This is a genomic window from Brevibacterium spongiae, from assembly GCF_026168515.1.
In the GTDB taxonomy this organism is placed as follows: Bacteria; Actinomycetota; Actinomycetes; order Actinomycetales; family Brevibacteriaceae; genus Brevibacterium; species Brevibacterium spongiae.
This window is the reverse complement of sequence record NZ_CP093443.1, coordinates 3,779,845-3,796,242: the sequence shown is the minus strand read 5'-3', so window position 1 is coordinate 3,796,242 and position 16,398 is coordinate 3,779,845. Positions and strand designations below refer to the sequence as shown.

Here is a 16,398-nt window from a genome sequence, read left to right as displayed (position 1 = left end):
CGCTTCGGCAGAGAACCCCCTGGCATGCACAGCGAATTCGATCTGCGGACGAGTCCCCGATGAGTCATCGAGCCGGAATTGCGAGCGTCGGGAGAGATCATTGAGAGCTGAAAGTGCGCCGATCGTCATCGGTTCCGCGGGGCGGAGGCTCTATCTCATCGACTGGTTCCGCACTGCGCTGGAGAAGGTCGGCCTCAACAGTCGCATCATCATTGCAGAGAACGATCCCACCAGCGCGGCCGCATCCTATGGAGATGAGATGCGGTTGCTGCCGCCCTATACGGATCCGACCTACACCGAGGAGCTGCTGCGGCTCGTCGATGACTTCGAGCCGAAGCTCTTCCTGTCCGCGAACGACTATGAACTGATGCAGCTTCACGTCGACACGAATATCGCAGCGGGTCTGCGTGAGAGGGGAATCTTCGTCCCCGGAGTCTCACCCGCATGGCAGAAGGGCTGCGCAGACAAGCTCCACATGTCGCGCATGCTCGAAGACATCGGCGTAAGGACCCCGATGACAGTCACGGGAAGCGAACAGGACCGGCTTCTGGACACGGTCGGCTCATCCGGCGAGTTCGTGGTCAAACATCGATTCGGCTCTCGTTCCTCCGGACTGGCCGTGGTCACAGCGAATCGGCTGCAGGACGCCATCATCAGTTCCGCGAAGAGCGTCAGGCGCCGGGAAGGCAGCACTGACACCCTCGATGAGGTCATCGTTCAGCCATGCGCACCGGGAAGTGAGTACGGGGTGGACATCGTCTCGAGCCTCGTGGACGAAGGATCCCTGTCGGGGGTCTTCGCACGACGCAAGCTTCGGATGCGCGCCGGGGAGACTGACAAAGCCGTGACTGTCGATCCCGCGCCCTTCGCAGACGCTGCGGCGAAGATCGCTCACGCTGCGGAACTGTCTGGGCTCATCGACCTCGACATCTTCTTGGACGATGCGGGCGCGGCTTCGGTGATCGACATCAACCCCCGCTTCGGAGGCGGCTATCCATTCGTTCATCTTGCCGGGGCCGATGTTCCGCTCTACTACCTGAGCCAGATCTTCGGAATCGCAATCGATGCAAGTTGGCGACACTACGAGTACGGGGTCGTCGCCGCCAAATACCAGGAGACTCGTGTGACCGCCCATGGTCAGCAGAGTTCAGATATGACGAGGGACGCTGTCGAAGTCGCATAGGCGACAGGCTCCAGGGAGAGCCAGGAGACGGTGGACTTCGTGCGTGCAGTGAAGAAAGGCAGACATGAGTTCGTCAGAACCACAACCCATCACAGAAGGCCCACCGACCCCGGCATTCGTCATCGACGAGGAGGCTCTCGAAATTCTGGTGACCCGATTCCAGAAGGCGTTGGACCGGAATTGGCCGAACTCCGTCATGTCCTACTCCGTGAAGACCAATTCGCTCCCGTGGCTGCTGAGCTACATGAAGCAGAGAGGAATCTGGGCGGAAGTCGTCTCCGATTCCGAATACGGATTGGCGCGTGTCCTCGGGTTTCCACCGGAACGGATCGTGTACAACGGCCCGGTCAAGAGCCGTGCGCTCTTGCGGAGCGCGCTGCGAGAGGGCTCACTGACGAACCTGGATTCCAGCAGAGAGGTCAGGTGGGCGGCGGAACTGGCCCGGGAGAGGCCTGACCTGAACGTGCGGGTGGGGCTGCGTGTCAATTGGGATCTCGAAGGGCTGTGCCCTGGAGAGAGCACCGTGGGCGATGCGGCGAGTCGTTTCGGCTTCGATTTCGACAACGGCGATCTCAGTGCGAACATCGCCGAGCTGACCGCGGCGGGGGTGAAAGTCGTCGGTCTGCATATGCACCGCAATTCCCGGACGAGCAGCCCACAGGTATTTCAGGCATCCGCCGGAGTGGCTTCTGAGATCATCTCGACTCTCGGACTCGAGCTGGACTGGCTCGACATCGGCGGAGGGTTCTTCGGCAGTCTGAAAGACACCGAACTGTTCGACCAGTACATATCCGGCATCCGTTCGACTCTCAGCGATGTCGTCGACCCACAGCGGACTCGGCTGGTCATCGAGCCGGGAGGGTCGGTGATCGCCGCTCCGGTGGAACTCCACGCACAGGTGCTCGACGTCAAGGACATCGGTCGGCAGCGCTTCGTCATCACCGATACGAGCAGAGTCGATCTCGATCCGCTCTTCCGCAAGACCACTCCGTTCGACATCAGCGCCGAGTCGGCGGACCAGACTCATCCGGAGCAGGTGCTGGCAGGATTCACATGCATGGAGGATGATCGGCTGATGGTGCTCACTGACTACCCGACCCTGAGTGAAGGTGATCGCATCGTGTTCCGAAAGGTCGGGGCATACACCATGTCCTACGGGTCCGCGTTCATCGAATACCCTCCTGCCGTCTACCTCCGTCACGAAGACGGACTGCTCACACTCATCCGGCGTCGCTGCGACGTCGAGGACTACCTGCAGTGCAATGGCTGGTCGCATGGCCCGTCGACGTTCTCGGCCGGTTCAGCGACAACTGCTGCGAGCTGAAGACGCTCGTTCAGAGGCCTTCCGGAGCAGCCGCACCGCAGTTCATGCCGGCAGCCGAGCGTGACTGAGTACCTGCGCCAGTGCTGCCTCGATCGTGACTGAGTACTGACTCGAACATGTCCGGGCATGACCACCTGTCCGCAGCCCCGCCCACCGCACGATCATGAGGTCATGAACACCACAATGACTCTGCGTGCGCGGTCGCACGTCGACGAAGACCCATGTACGAAGCGGAGCTCACGATGACTATGCAGATCCGTCTTGCCGAGCTCGAGCAGATGCGCACCCTCTTGGAGCGACACAGTGCGGTCGCAGTCATCGGCCCTCCGGGGATGGGCGGCGAAGAGATGCTCGCCGCGTTGGAGGCCGAGGCCGAAGGGCCCGTCATCAGGGTTCCGATCGGGCAGGCCGAGGACGCGAGACCCTATTCCGGGTTGGAGATCATCTTCTCCGCACTGAGAGCATTGGAGCCGACGAGCTTCGGGTCTGTCCTCCTCGACAGCCGACTGAGGCAGGACTCCGGGGAGAACATGGCAGCAGCACTGACCATCGCCGACGAAGTCACTTCGCTGATCGCCGGCCTGGTCCTTGAACACCCGACCCTGGCGATCGTGCCCGATGCCGACGTCATGGATCGGCCGTCGCAACTGGTTCTGGGACATCTGCTGCGCCGTATTGCGGGAAGTCGGCTGAGATTCGCTGTCTCGACCGGAGAGCTCAATCCGAGCAGTCTGCTTGCCGGTATGCCGAGCATAGTACTCAAGCGAGTGAGCGAACGTCGGATGGCTGACCTGGCAGACAGGCTGACAGGGGGCCGGACTGCCGCAGGAGTCGCCGCGACGGCGGTGCGCACCGCTTCAGGACGCCCCGCCGCACTGTGCGGAATCATCGAGCGTCTGCCGCGGAACCAGTTGGAGGGGGACCAGGCTCTCGATCTGCCGCTGCGCGTCGAGTCGAATGCCGAGGACATGGTCAAGACCGCGGTGAACGGTCTCAGCGAAGGCGCGGAAGAGCTCTTGGACCTGATGTCACTGGCTCCGCTGTCTCCACGGCCCGTCGTTCTCGGAGCTTCACAAGACAGCTGGGAATGGTTCTCGGAGCTGGAGTCCCGCGGAGTCGTCGAGAGAGATGGGACATTCAGTCGCTGCTCGGAGGAGCTGATTCGAGCCATCAGATACGGACAGTCGACCGCCGATGCGCGGCTGAGCGGGCACACGCTGTTGGCGCAACGCTGCGAGGGACTCTATCCGGAATTGCATCACTGGCACCGGTCCTTCTTCGAAGCCACCGACGATACGCCGCTGACCCTGTTCGACGACGCTTGTCATCTGGTCCAGGAGGGAATGGTGTGGGCGGGCATCGAATTCGCGGAGCGAGCGCTCGCCTTGGGGCCGGACGCAGAAGGCACCTCGACCCTTTTGAATGACCTGGCCGAGGCCCTGCTGGACCGTGGACAGATCACCTTCGCCCTTCGCTACCTCGACCACGCCTCCCGCAGCGGCTCGGTCAAGGAGACGCTCCGAGCGCGGGCACTGCGGATCTGGGCCGAGTTCCTCACGCATCAGTCAGTTCCGCTTCGGCTGCGCAATCAGTGGAGCAGCAGCGAAATCGCAGAGGCGCCCATGGAGGTCGCCCAACTGCAGCTGGTCTTAGGTCTGTGCCATGCGCTGAGACGGGAAACGGCCGAGGCGCAGGAACTGCTGGAAACCGCGTGCAGCCTTGGCGCCCATTTCGATCGGCGGTCACGTGAGCTCTCCCGATTCCTCGGGATTCTGCTCGATTGCGGGCGTGGACTCGGCGAAAGTGCGATCGCGGCGTTCCAGAGGCTCGACGCCACAGGGGAGGTCGATCCCATCAGCCTGCTGCTGCTGTCCCGCGGACTCATGATGACCGAAGAATATGATTCTGCACTGGCCACCTTGGACTGCCTTGATGATGGTGGGGGCCGCGGTGAGGCTTGGGACATCCAGTCGCTGTGCGTCCGTGCCGAGATTGCAATCCGACGCGGTGATATCGGACTTGCGATCGCGCTCATCGACAAGTGCGCATCCGCCGGCGACAGCGAGCAGATGATCCGTCGTGACCGACTTCTGATTCTCCGGTGTTGGAGTCTTCTCGCGCAAGGACGTGCCAGCGATGCGGAGGTCGTTGAGTCCGAGCTCACCGCTCACGCGATGGCTTCACAGAACCGCAGTCTGCTAGCCGAGCTCAACGCGCTCCAGGGCAACTATCTCCTTCGGGTCGGACTCCCTGCGGAAGCGGTTCGGCACCTCCACCGCTGTGAGGAGCTCGCATCGAATGAACTCAACCCCAATATCATCCGGTATGAGCCGGACCTCATCGAAGCGCTGCTGGCAACAGGCCGTCGGGAGCACGCGGGAATGCTGGTTCAGGTCTTTCACGGAAAGGTCGAGCGGGCCCCGTCACGGTGGGCTGAACTGGCGTTGGAGCGGTCTCGCTTCCTGCTGCTTCCGGCCGAAGGCAGGCTGGAAGCCATGGGACGCCTGCTCGGGTCTTGGCGTCCTGAGGACTCCCAGTTCGAGAAGGGAGTGACGCTGTTGGTCATGGCCCGAAGGTTGGCTGAATCGGGGGCGGACGCGGCCGCCGCAGAACGATCGCGCCTGGCAGCGGGAATCTTCCGAGAGGTCGGCTCCGACCACCTCGCCGCAGCGGCGCGACTCGCGCCGGTGGATGCACCCGAACAACCTGCGCGCAGCAGCCTCCTGGACGTACTGACCCCGGATGAGCGAGAAGTGGTCGGACTGGTGCGCGAAGGGCTGAAGAATCGGGAGATCGCAGGCCAGATCTTCGTCTCCCTGCGCACCGTGGAGCTGCGACTGACCTCTGTGTACCGCAAGCTCGATGTCAGCTCACGCACCGAACTCATCGCCCGCCTGACCAGGGGTTCAGAGCTTCCTGCGGCATGAGTCCGACGACGACCACAACAGATAGGCGGCAACCCGCAGGTTCGCCGCATGCCGACGTTCGTGGCTGGCGCAGATGCCTAGCATGAGAGACAGATGAAGAGCGAAGGAGCGAGCAGCTATGCCGCCAACCGAAACGGACGGGTGCACCGAAGCCCATGTTCACTGGATCAGCACCGTCAGACAGAACGACCTATCAGCGGAGGCCGACGAACGATGACGAGATATCACTCCGCCAAGAGGATGCTCGATGTCATCGGTGCCCTCGTCGCCCTTATTGTTCTCTCACCGGTCTTCATCGTCGTCGCCGTCCTTGTGTTCGTCTTTCTGGGGTCGCCTATCTTCTTCACTCAGCAGAGAGTGACGAAGGGAGAGAAGGTCTTCCGGCTCTGGAAGTTTCGCACCATGCTCAATGCCGACCCCGCGCAGGGACTGGTCTCAGACGCCCAGAGGCTGACTCGGTTCGGCCGAATGCTGCGTTCAAGCAGTCTGGACGAACTTCCGAGCCTATGGAACATCCTGCGGGGCGAGATGAGCTTCATCGGTCCGCGGCCCCTGCCGACACGCTATCTTCCTCACTATTCTCCTCATCAGCGTCGGAGGCACCTGATCCGCGGGGGACTGAGCGGGCTGGCTCAAGTCAGCGGACGCAATCAAGTGCGCTGGGATGACCGGTTCGATCTCGATGTCCAATACGTCGATACGGCGAGTCTCGCTGTCGACCTGCGGATCATCCTCCGAACCATCAGAATCGTGCTGCGCGCCGACGGCATCAGTCAGGACGGCGAGGCGACCGCTGACAACTTCGGCGGAACGCTGAAGTCCGACCTTCTGGTGTTCGACGAAGAAGGGCGCACCGAGGATGTTCGAACGTGGTCGGTGCGAAGCACATCCGGCAACGGGGTCGGGCGCTGTGATATTTCGACTGCCGACGGTGACGCGGTGGTGATTCGATTCGATGCGCATCCGGACGCTGACAACGATGTGGTCGTCCGACGCGAGGTCGTCCGTCTCGCGACGAACCGTGCCCGGGCAACCGAAGCGACATTCGCGGTCTGGATCCTGCCGCCGGGAAGCGACGATCTGGCGATTCTCACAGAAGTCGGATTCGAAGGCTGTGACGATCCTTCCGACCTGTCAAGGTTCGGGCAGCGTACGCATCCCGAACAGGCGTTCGCGGTCTGCGCTCTTTGGCCGGAAACCGGACATCACATCGGATCGTCTCAGGTCACACCGCCCACGCACAGGCTCAACGGAATGCTGCGACGGACTCGGACATCTCAATCTTTCCGGTCATTGGAGACCGGCCCAGCCGTGGAGACGGCCTCATGACCCGTACGGAGTCGAACGGAGGCTGGGCGGTGATCCCCGCAGGCTTTCGGATCCTCGTGGTCGGATCCACTGATACCTGCCGTTCTCCACTGGCCGCACGCATTCTGCAGCGAGAACTCGATGACAGGGCCCCGGGAGAGTTCGCCGTCTCCAGTGCCGGCACGAAAGCTGTCATGGGACGCCCTGCGGTCGTCGAGGTGTTGGAATTGGCGGCACGACGCAACATCAGACTGCATGGTTTCGTCGCCAGTGAATTCGACGAAGCCGCTGCCCTCGAAACAGATCTCATCCTGGTCATGGATCGGGTGATCCGCAGAGAAGTCGTCAATCGTGTCCCACAGGCTCTGCGGTTCACGTTCACATTGCGGGAATTCGCCCGCATTCTCCCGACAATTCGTCCCGAGCGGCTGGCAGCCCCGGCCGGGAGGTGGCAGTCTTTGGCCGCGCTGGCTCCGCGTTATCGCACCGCTCCGAGAGGCGACGGCAGCGATGATGATGTCATCGATCCGCTGTTCCGGTCGCTGAGGACTTTTGAACGAATGGGTTCGCAGATCGACAAGGCTGTCTCGACGATCGGGCATTGGGAAGTGCAGGAGCACGTCTACGGAGGTCCTGGCTGAACTCCGACGGTCGGGCACGCTGCTGTCCGCCGCAGGTTCCTTGCGGGGCGCCGCAAGCTCGACCGTGACACCGGCCGTCCTCGAGCACGCGAAAGTAGAGTTGAAAACGATCACCAACGCCGCTGTCCGTCTTTCGACCCGATTGGAACCGAAATGAGTATCGTCGACTATGTGCGGATCCTGCGCAAGAACGCCGTTCTGCTGTTGGTGATGATTACAGTGGGCGGACTGTGCGCTGGAGCCGCGTTCCTCTTGCAGTCGCGTGAATACACGTCCCAGACCGAACTGTTCGTCTCGACGGTCGAAGCTGCGAATCCGGACCAGAAGCAGATCGCCTCCGCCTTCGTCCAAGAACGGCTGCGCACGTATGTCGACCTTGCGAACTCACGCAAAGTGCTCGAACCGGTCATCCGTGAGCTCAGCCTCGACTTCACTCCTGAGGAACTGGCCGACAAAGTCTCGGCTTCATCGGACCACGGGACCGTGCTGCTGACTGTCGACGCCACCGCCGCCTCGCCAGGCCAAGCAGCGCTGCTGTCCGAGTCCGTGGCGAACAATCTCACGAAGACTATCACCGACCTCGAATCCAGGCATGGCAAAGCCCAGTCGGGCATCAGGCTGGCGGTTGCCAATGACGCGATCGTACCGGTGTCCCCAGACGGACCTGCCTGGTGGCTGTACGTGACCATCGGCATGCTGCTCGGAGCCTCCCTCGGCATCGCCGGCGCATTGTTCCGGTCGGCTGTGGACTCGAAGATCCGCGAAATCTCCGGTATCCGAGAGATCACGAACGCGCCGATCCTCGGATCACTGCCGATGCACAGCGACTCCTCGTCCCGGACTGGAGTGCCGGCGCTTCGCCAGGACACACCATACGACGAGGCGATACGACGGCTGAGGACGAACCTGCGTTTCGTGCGGGTCGAGGACTCGAGCAACATCCTGGCTGTCACTTCGTCGATCCCATCAGAAGGAAAGACCTCTACCTGCATCGAACTTGCCGTATCTCTGGCTCAGTCCGGGCAGCGCGTTGCTCTCGTCGACGTCGATCTGCGTCAGCCGGCCGTTGCCGATCGACTCGGATTGGAGAACTCAGCCGGGCTGACGACGGCGTTGGTCGGGGCCGCCGACGTCCACGATCTGCTGCAACCCTGGGGTCAGGACGAACTCTATGTCCTCACCGCCGGAGACAGCGTCGCCAATCCTGTCGAACTCATCGAATCAAGGGCGATGGCCAAACTCATGGCAGTCTTGGGCAACGACTTCGACACTGTTCTCCTCGATTGCCCACCGGTGCTGCCGGTCACGGACGGTCTGCTTCTCGCGAAGTCCGCCGGACGGATCGTCCACGTCGTCGCAGTGAACCAAGCTTCCCGCAATGAACTCGACGAAGCTCTGCAGGATCTTTCCGTGGTCGACACGCCTCTCAGCCTCGTCGTCAACAAGGTTCCCCTCGGCCATGCCGACCTCAACGGATACACAGTGTCCTATACTTCAGCTCCGCAGGAACGAACGGCAGAGCCGCAGTTGGTGCCGTCCGGCGGCCGGTCGGGGCACGAGCATACGATTCTTGCGGAGCGAACAGCTTCAGGCAGCTGGATGTCGGATCAGCTCGGCTCGGAATCCACGGCTCATATTCCCCGGAGGTGGCCCGTAACCGAACCGGGGTCAGGACGGCAGCAAGACGCAACGGCCGACAAGCGCTCAGCGACGCTTGCGAGAAGACTCGGCAAACGAGCGAAGCGTCGGTTCGGGCCTGAGCATCGGAGCTGAGTGCCGTGAGGAACTCGACTGCGTTGAGTAGCGATCCGACCCGGAGATCGCTTGACCGGGGCCGCATTGAGTTCAGGATCCTCGTCATCTGCACCGGCAACCTGTTCCGTTCGCCACTGGCTGCCGGACTTCTCCAGCAGGGATTCGACGAGGTGGCCCCCGGCCGATTCCGAGTCGATAGTGCCGGAACGGCCGGAGTGGAGGGGGCGCCGGTGACACATGACGTCGAGTCTTTGGCTGCGGAATGGGGTTTCGACCTCAGCGAGTTCAGGGCACGGCGGCTGCAGAGCTCCGACATCATCCATGCCGATCTCGTCATCGGCATGGATCGGTGGCACCGAAGCCAAGCCGTGACCCTCGAGCCCAGCGCACTCAAACGGTCCTTCACGCTGCGTGAGTTCGCGAGAATCATCCGCCCCCTCGCGGCTGCGTACGGAGTCACCTCGAGGCGGCGCTGGACAGAATTGGTCGAGCGGGCTCAGCGATCACGCATGCCGCATGTCGACGGACCCGAGTGCGACGATGTCGTGGACCCCCATGACGACTGGTCGCGACTGAGCGAAACGATGATCGAACAGATGCTTCCGGGCGTGTTCGACATCGTCGACTGGGAGTTTCGCAGTACTGCGCAATCATCATCGAATTGAGGACCAACTCCGCCTGAGCCCGTCGGCTCCCTACCTCAGGAGTTGAATTCGAGCGATTGGTCGGCTCCACCCCGGTGCAGTGTGCTCGCGAAGTGAACAGCTTCCGGATTTCAGGCACCGAGCGGTGCACCGTCTGTGGACGGCTTGGTGTGAAACCTGTCGGGTCGAGGCTTCGAGCACAGGATCTCTCCGATCAGCCGGACCGCTGAACCGATGAGCACTGCGAGGCTGCCCGCGGCTACCGCCGGCATCCCGACCGCCCCGGCGACACCCCCGCCACACAGTACCGCGATGATTGCTGCGGCACCGACGAAGAAGGTCGCCCAATATCGGTTGAGGACCAGCAGGTTCGCCGAAGCCAGGTAGGTCGGGAGTGTGCAGATGGCTGCCAGGGAAAGATAGAGCACGGAGACTCGACTGAGCTCGAAGCCAGCACCATAGACCGCGGACAGCAGCCAAGGACCGATGAACACGGCGAGAACGACGAATGGGGCGAGGGCGAGCAGCCCGATCGTACACAGCCTCTTGACCCTTGTGCGCAGGAAAAGTGCGCCGTCGGACTCATAGACGGCGCGAAAGCGCGGCAACACAACTGTCTCGATCGAGGCACCCACCAGATTTGCGAAGACCACCAGATAGGCAGCCGAGGCATAGCGACCGACATCTTCCGGCGAACCGAACCAGGCCACGACTGCCAAGGGGACATAGGACAGCAGAGAATAGACTGCCTGCATCATCGACATCGGGATGCCCGCGGAGACGAGTGCCCTGATCTCGTTGCTGACCGTGGTCCGACACTTCACCTCGCTCGCCGTTTCAGGAGGGCGAGCAGAGGCGGTCCACATCGTGACCGCAGTTCCTCCGAACGAAACCGCTGCGGCTGCCCACAAGGCGGCGACCGGCGAACCGGTGGCAACGACGACTATGGTCACAGCAGCAACGCTGACAAGAGCCACGGTGATGAGAATGAGGCCGAAGGCGAAGAGACGTTCGGTCTTCTGCAACCGCGCGTAGAACAGGTCTCCGATCGAATCGCTGACCTTGATCAGCAGCAGAGGCCACGCGAGAGAACTGTCGATCTGATCCGGCCCCAATATGACCAGCCCGACGATGATGAGCACCGACAGCCCGACGGTCGACAATCGACAGCCGAGGTATATTCGCCAGCGAACCGTCCGCTGCAGTGTGACGAAGAGATTGCGCAATCCCAGCTGGGAGGCGATGAAGACGGGGGTCATCATCGCGATGAGGGTCGAATAGTGACCGACAGCGGTGGGTCCGCTCTGCTGGGCGAACAGCCAAACGATGTACCACTGCGCACCTGCGACGGCGATGTTTCCCACAGTGACGAGAAGGAAAGCCGAACGAGAGCTATTCACCTGCGGTATCCTCCTGCTTCCCGACGGTGCAAGACAGTGGTGTCCTCCGAATCGGCGGGTCCGAATTCCAGTATGGTGCCAGCCGGCTGTCGAGCAGCCCATCGTGCAGACTCTTTGCGGGAGTATGCATGACGAGTGCGGCATTCCGTGCAATCGGCGCGGAGAACCGTAGCGACTCTCGAATCCCGTTAACAACTGTTCTGTTCTCACTAGGCTGAGTGCGTGAGCACGACCCTGGACATCGAATATCGCTGCGATGTCGTCTCCTGCCGGTTCTCCGGCCCGATCGAAAATGACGTCTGATGAAAATCCCACAGCTCGTTCGCCTTCTCCGCCGTCACCTCATTATGCTCATCGTCATGCTGCTCGCCGGCGGAGCCGCCGGGTTCGGGGTCTATTCCCTTCTGCCGCCTTCCTACTCTGCGCGGACCGAACTGTTCGTGTCCGTGCCGACTTCGGGCGATCCGTACGAAATGCGCATGGCCTCCGACTTCATCAAGGAGAGGATCCAGACCTACGTGGGAATGGTCGGCACCGAATCCGTCCTCGAGCCGGTGATCACCGACCTCGACCTCAATACGACTCCGGGGGAGTTGGCCTCACAGGTAGAGGCGATCAGCGATCCGGAGACAGTGCTCATCACAGTCCAGGCCAGCGCCGGTGATGCTGATAGTGCCGCGCGACTGTCGACAGCGGTCTCCCGCAGTCTGACGGAGCGGATCAGCATGCTGGAGAATCCGGGGAAGACCGATTCATCGGCCATCGATCTCATAGAAGCGAACGAGGCTGTGTCGCCTCAGCGGCCTGACGGACTGCCGAGTTGGCTGTTCATTCCCATCGGTGCTCTGTTCGGCCTGGCGGCGGGAATCGCCATCGCGGTGATACGGGGAACTTACGACAACGTCGTACGAACGAAGACTGATCTGACGGCGGTCACCGCGGCACCTCTGTTGGCCGCTGTACCGGAAGATCGCGAAATCATCTACCGCTCGAACAGAGATGAGCCCGCGATCGGAGGAGTCCGCGGTGAATCCATTCTGCGGCTGCGCACGAACCTCCGCTTCGCGCATGTCGACGAAGACAGTACGGTGCTCCTGGTCGCGTCTTCACGGCCGGGTGAGGGCAAGACGACGATCGGGATCGACCTGGCGGTCGCCAGTGCCCGCGCCGGACAGAGCGTCGTCATCGTCGACGCCGATCTGCGTCGACCGTCCGTGGCGCCACGTCTGGGGCTTGAGGGCGCGGCAGGGCTGACGACCGCCTTGGTCAGCGGACTCGGTCTCGATGAGCTGCTGCAGACATGGGGCGACGACGATCTGCACGTATTGGCTGCTGGTGAGATTCCGCCCAATCCCACCGAGCTGCTCGAAACGCGAGCGATGGCCGAACTCGTGGCCGAACTTACAGGGAGATTCGACCTTGTCATCATTGACGGTCCACCGCTGCTGCCGGTGGCTGACGGTCTCGTCCTGTCCAAACTGGCCAGTCGGACGCTCCTCGTCGCCGCAGCCGGACAAGTCAAAGCGAGGACTGTCGCAGAGTCGGTGCGAGCACTCGATGAGTTGGAGGCTCCGATCGGGTTGGTGCTCAACCGAGTGCAGATGTCGAGTGCGGAAGTCGATCGGCACAGAACTTACGGAATTCGCGCCGTGGTACCGGATGAGCCGCAAGCGGCGGAATACTCGGATGATCGAGAACGATCGTCCGCCTCGGTGAGGGCATCCGGGGAGGAAGCAGTCGGTACTGAGACCAGGCCCATGCCGTTGGTTCCCGACGAGGGCTTCTCCCGATCATGATCGCGATCTGGTTCGCCCTGACGACGGTCTGGGTGCTCATGTTGGTTTTCAGCTGGAGAATCCCGAAGCTGAGGCATTGGAGCAACGCGGTTCTTCCGCTGGTGTCCCTCGTGCTCATCAACACGATCGTCGCGGCAGTGAGCAACTACGAGATCTCCGATAAGGCGATCTACTCGATGGAGTTTCAGATCCTCAGCTTCGCCCCCGCTGATGAGATCTTCTACACCTACACTGCCGAAGGGCGCGAGCCGGCGTTCCTCATCCTCAGCTGGCTCATCGGCCTGTTCACTCACGATCCGAAGGTCTATTTCTTCGTCGTCGCACTGCTGGGGTCGACCATCATGGCTGCGGCGCTGCTGTGGCTGCTGCGATCTGCGTGGCAGGTCACGCTGGTGTACTACATCACCTTCTGCTTCGGCTTCTTCACCGGCTATTCGAGCTACCTTCTGCGGCAGGGGCTGTCATTGGCGTTCATCATTCTCGGGCTCGTCGCGCTGTGCCGGCGTACGCGGCTGTGGAAGATGCTCGTGCTCTTGGCTATTGCGTCTCTGTTCCACTGGTCGGCCATTCCTGCGGCGCTGTTCATCCTCGGTGTCCGCCTCCTGCCGAAAGCACCGACTGCCTTCCTCATCGCAGTATGGGCGCTGTTCTCGCTGCTGTACCTGTCGGGGCTGAACGCGACCTTGCTGGCGCCGTTCGCATCGTCGTCCGAAGAACTCGAGACCTATACCGACCCGGCAAACGCCGATCTCTACACAGGTGGTACGAACCGATTGGACTTCTGGGTCCTCGGTTTCTGTGTCGTTGTATTCGGCTATGTCGTATTGCGCACGTTCGACAATCTGCCCGAGTGGTATGGCCAGCTGTTCCACGCCTTCGTCCTGCTCAACACGTACTATCTGGCTCTGGGGTTCGTCTACTACAGCGACAGAGTGGCGGCATATTCCTGGTCGATCGTTCCACTGGTCCTGGTAGTGCCGGCACTCTCCCTCACAGGGTGGAAGCAGGGGTGGAGCAGCGTGGCGCTCATGGCCGGCTTCCTTGGATGGAGCGAGTACATCGGCCTCATGGACAACGTGCTCAAGGCCTGAAGCACTCCAGGAGAGAGCGCGAGCCTCGGCCCGACCGGGACAAGCCTGGCGGCGTCGTGGCGCAGTTGCCGTGGCTGGGGCCGTCCGTGCCGTGGCTCAGGCCGACCGCACTGCGGCTCGTCTCCGGAGTCCCTGCGCAGCCAACAGCCATGTGAGGGCGAACAGCGAACGGTGGCCGACGAGGTTGTAGGCGGTCCCGAAGGTCTGCTGCACCGTTCCCAAACCGCCGACGCTCACATGCGGAGCCGAATCTCGGTACCCTCTGGCGGTCGACAGCTTCTTCCGCAGGGTGAAGGGGCACTCCAGATGATGGAGGTCCCTGGTCGAGGACACCGCGTTCTTGGCCCTGATGTAGCCAGCCGCGGCCCGCAGCCTGGCCGAACCCAATTCGGAGGCGAATTCCTGGAGCGCATCGTTGACGCCCATCAGCTCCTCGTGTTTGCCGGGGTGGAACTGTCGAGTCACCGATGCCGAGTTGTCCCGGCGGTAGTAGTACCCGAGCAGAGGCAGATGGACCGCGGAGACTGCCCCGCGAGCGACCGCGAGGTTGAACAGCAGATCCTCACCGAGGCTGATCCCGACGGGAAAACGCGCGCCGGACCGCATGAGGGTCCGACGGCGGTAGGCCTTGTTCCAGACGGTGTTGAGTGATTCGTCGGCGATCCGCGGGACCAGATAGTCGGGATCGAGCACTCGCCGGGGGCGGCTGCTCCGGACCCTCTCGCTCGCGCACATATGCCGGGGAACCAGCGCCCGATCGCGCGCCTCGGCGAGGTCGAGCGGATCGCCGGTGGTCTCGAACGTGACCACATCGACTCCTGAACAGTCGACACCGGCGACGGCGGTGAGCAGACAGGGGCTGAGCATCTCGTCATCGGCATCGACGAACATGACCCATTCGCCGCGAGCGATGTCGAGAGCGGCGTTGCGCGCCCTCGACGCCCCGCCGTGGTCGGCGAGAAGGCGCACCACGCGGTCGTCTGCCATGGCGAAACCCTCGATGATCGCCGGTGTGGAATCGGTGGAGCCGTCATCGACGACGATGAGTTCGAGTTCCTCATGGCACTGTCTGAGCACCGATCGCAGGCAGTCCGCGAGGTAGCGCTGTCCGTTGTAGACGGGGACGATGACCGAGATCAGCTCATTCGACATGATGTTGCCTCTCCGCCGCCGGTGAGTCAGCTCCGTTCCCGACGAGGGACGGCAGGAACCGAAGAATCCCATCGGCCGCATGCGAGTAGTCGAGGGCGCCGCGATCGAAGGACATCGGCTCCAACAGGCGACCTGACGTCCAATCAGCGCAGATCCGGGCGGCCAGCGCCTCGGTGTCGCCATCGGCGGTCAGACGTGCCAGCGGAATATCGCGCACCCCTTTGACATCGAAGGCATAGCTGGGACATCCCATCGCCAGGCTCTCCAGCATGACTCGGGGGAGTCCCTCCCATTGCGAGGTGTGCACCAAGGCATGGCTGCGCTCGAGAGCGGCCGCGGCATCGCCGGTCCCGTTCGCGGTGACGATTCCGGACAGGCCCCGGCTCTCGATCTCTGCGCGGATCTCGGGGCGGAACTCGCCGTCTCCGAGCATCTCCAGGCGGAAGGTCAGACCGGTGCTGTGCAGGTGAGCAGCGATGTCGAGGGCAAGGTGGGGGCGTTTCCGGTCGGAGAACTCCCCGATCCAGCAGAGCCGGAGAGGGCCTTCCGGCAACGGCCTCACCGGATAGTCGAGCAGATCGAGGCCGACTCCTGCCGACAGGTGCAGGTGCGGACGGCCGGCGAATCGGGCGGCGAACCAGCGCTGATCGTCGGAGTTCAACGAGATGATGCCGTCTGTGCGCGGCAGCAGAGCGCGTTCGATGAGCGGCCAGACCCGATCTCCGATCGAGCGAGTCTCATTCCAATGGAGACCGTGGCAGAAGTAGACGACCGGGGCAGTTCCGCCGGCCAGTCTCACCAGCGCCGAGGCGGTCGCCGAGTTGGTGACGATGACGTCGAGACTCTCACGCTCCGACCACCGACGCAGTCCGGACAGCGCTCTGAGCATGCGCAGATCGGGACGGCGGGAGAGCCCGGGGATCACCGTCGCCCGAGCCGCGTCCATCGGCGTTCCCGCTGCGAAGCTGACCTCATGGCCGTGCGAGCGCCATGACTCCGCGATCTCGATGAAGAAGGAGTCCAACATCCCACCTGTGCTGGCCAACAGTCCGATTCTCACTTTGTGCCCCATCCTTGAGTCTGCGCGCTGGTCGACATCCGCAGCGATCGACCTTCTCAGACTATGAGGCGCAAGCAGCGGATCGCCGTCGAGGCGGTGCGGAGTACGGACTCCCGC

General features: G+C 62.5%; 12 protein-coding genes. 9 read left to right on the top strand and 3 right to left on the bottom strand.

Annotated elements, in window-relative coordinates; genetic code table 11:
- The first annotated feature begins 100 nt into the window (after nt 1-100).
- The 7 genes from L1F31_RS17030 to L1F31_RS17000 all read left to right on the top strand — a co-directional run bounded on the left by L1F31_RS17030 (nt 101) and on the right by L1F31_RS17000 (nt 9,803).
- Entirely contained in the window at nt 101-1,183 is a 1,083-nt protein-coding gene (locus tag L1F31_RS17030) for an ATP-grasp domain-containing protein (RefSeq protein WP_265418409.1), read from the top strand.
- Nucleotides 1,184-1,247: 64 nt separating this feature from the next.
- On the top strand, nt 1,248-2,507 hold the full coding sequence (locus tag L1F31_RS17025; RefSeq protein ID WP_265418408.1) for a type III PLP-dependent enzyme domain-containing protein: 1,260 nt from the start codon (nt 1,248-1,250) through the stop codon (nt 2,505-2,507).
- A 242-nt stretch (nt 2,508-2,749) separates the two neighbouring features.
- Complete coding sequence (locus tag L1F31_RS17020; RefSeq protein ID WP_265418407.1) at nt 2,750-5,434, top strand: helix-turn-helix transcriptional regulator; 2,685 nt, start codon at nt 2,750-2,752, stop codon at nt 5,432-5,434.
- 213 nt (nt 5,435-5,647) lie between these two features.
- Nucleotides 5,648-6,763, top strand: a complete 1,116-nt coding sequence (locus L1F31_RS17015; RefSeq protein ID WP_265418406.1) for a sugar transferase — start codon at nt 5,648-5,650, stop codon at nt 6,761-6,763.
- Nucleotides 6,760-7,383: an arsenate reductase/protein-tyrosine-phosphatase family protein gene (locus tag L1F31_RS17010; RefSeq protein ID WP_265418405.1), complete on the top strand. Its 624-nt coding sequence runs from the start codon at nt 6,760-6,762 to the stop codon at nt 7,381-7,383. The genes L1F31_RS17015 and L1F31_RS17010 overlap by 4 nt, the downstream gene beginning before the upstream one ends.
- Before the next feature lie 153 nt (nt 7,384-7,536).
- Nucleotides 7,537-9,156: a tyrosine-protein kinase domain-containing protein gene (locus L1F31_RS17005; protein ID WP_265418404.1), complete on the top strand. Its 1,620-nt coding sequence runs from the start codon at nt 7,537-7,539 to the stop codon at nt 9,154-9,156.
- A gap of 5 nt (nt 9,157-9,161) precedes the next feature.
- Entirely contained in the window at nt 9,162-9,803 is a 642-nt protein-coding gene (locus tag L1F31_RS17000; RefSeq protein ID WP_265418403.1) for an arsenate reductase/protein-tyrosine-phosphatase family protein, read from the top strand.
- A 110-nt stretch (nt 9,804-9,913) separates the two neighbouring features.
- Here the strand turns inward: L1F31_RS17000 and L1F31_RS16995 are convergent, their stop codons facing one another.
- Nucleotides 9,914-11,182: a lipopolysaccharide biosynthesis protein gene (locus L1F31_RS16995; RefSeq protein WP_265418402.1), complete on the bottom strand. Its 1,269-nt coding sequence runs from the start codon at nt 11,180-11,182 to the stop codon at nt 9,914-9,916.
- Nucleotides 11,183-11,484: 302 nt separating this feature from the next.
- Between L1F31_RS16995 and L1F31_RS16990 the strand changes: the two genes are divergently transcribed.
- Nucleotides 11,485-12,978 carry a tyrosine-protein kinase domain-containing protein gene (locus L1F31_RS16990; protein ID WP_265418401.1) on the top strand — a complete coding sequence of 498 codons (1,494 nt, stop codon included), beginning with the start codon at nt 11,485-11,487 and terminating at the stop codon, nt 12,976-12,978.
- Nucleotides 12,975-14,069: an EpsG family protein gene (locus L1F31_RS16985; RefSeq protein ID WP_265418400.1), complete on the top strand. Its 1,095-nt coding sequence runs from the start codon at nt 12,975-12,977 to the stop codon at nt 14,067-14,069. Before L1F31_RS16990 ends, L1F31_RS16985 begins: the two co-directional genes overlap by 4 nt.
- A 96-nt stretch (nt 14,070-14,165) precedes the next feature.
- Here L1F31_RS16985 and L1F31_RS16980 read toward each other — a convergent pair whose 3' ends face one another.
- Nucleotides 14,166-15,221, bottom strand: coding sequence for a glycosyltransferase family 2 protein (locus L1F31_RS16980; protein WP_265418399.1), 1,056 nt, complete (start codon nt 15,219-15,221; stop codon nt 14,166-14,168).
- Nucleotides 15,211-16,281, bottom strand: a complete 1,071-nt coding sequence (locus tag L1F31_RS16975; protein WP_265418398.1) for a glycosyltransferase — start codon at nt 16,279-16,281, stop codon at nt 15,211-15,213. Before L1F31_RS16975 ends, L1F31_RS16980 begins: the two co-directional genes overlap by 11 nt.
- Nucleotides 16,282-16,398: the final 117 nt, after the last annotated feature.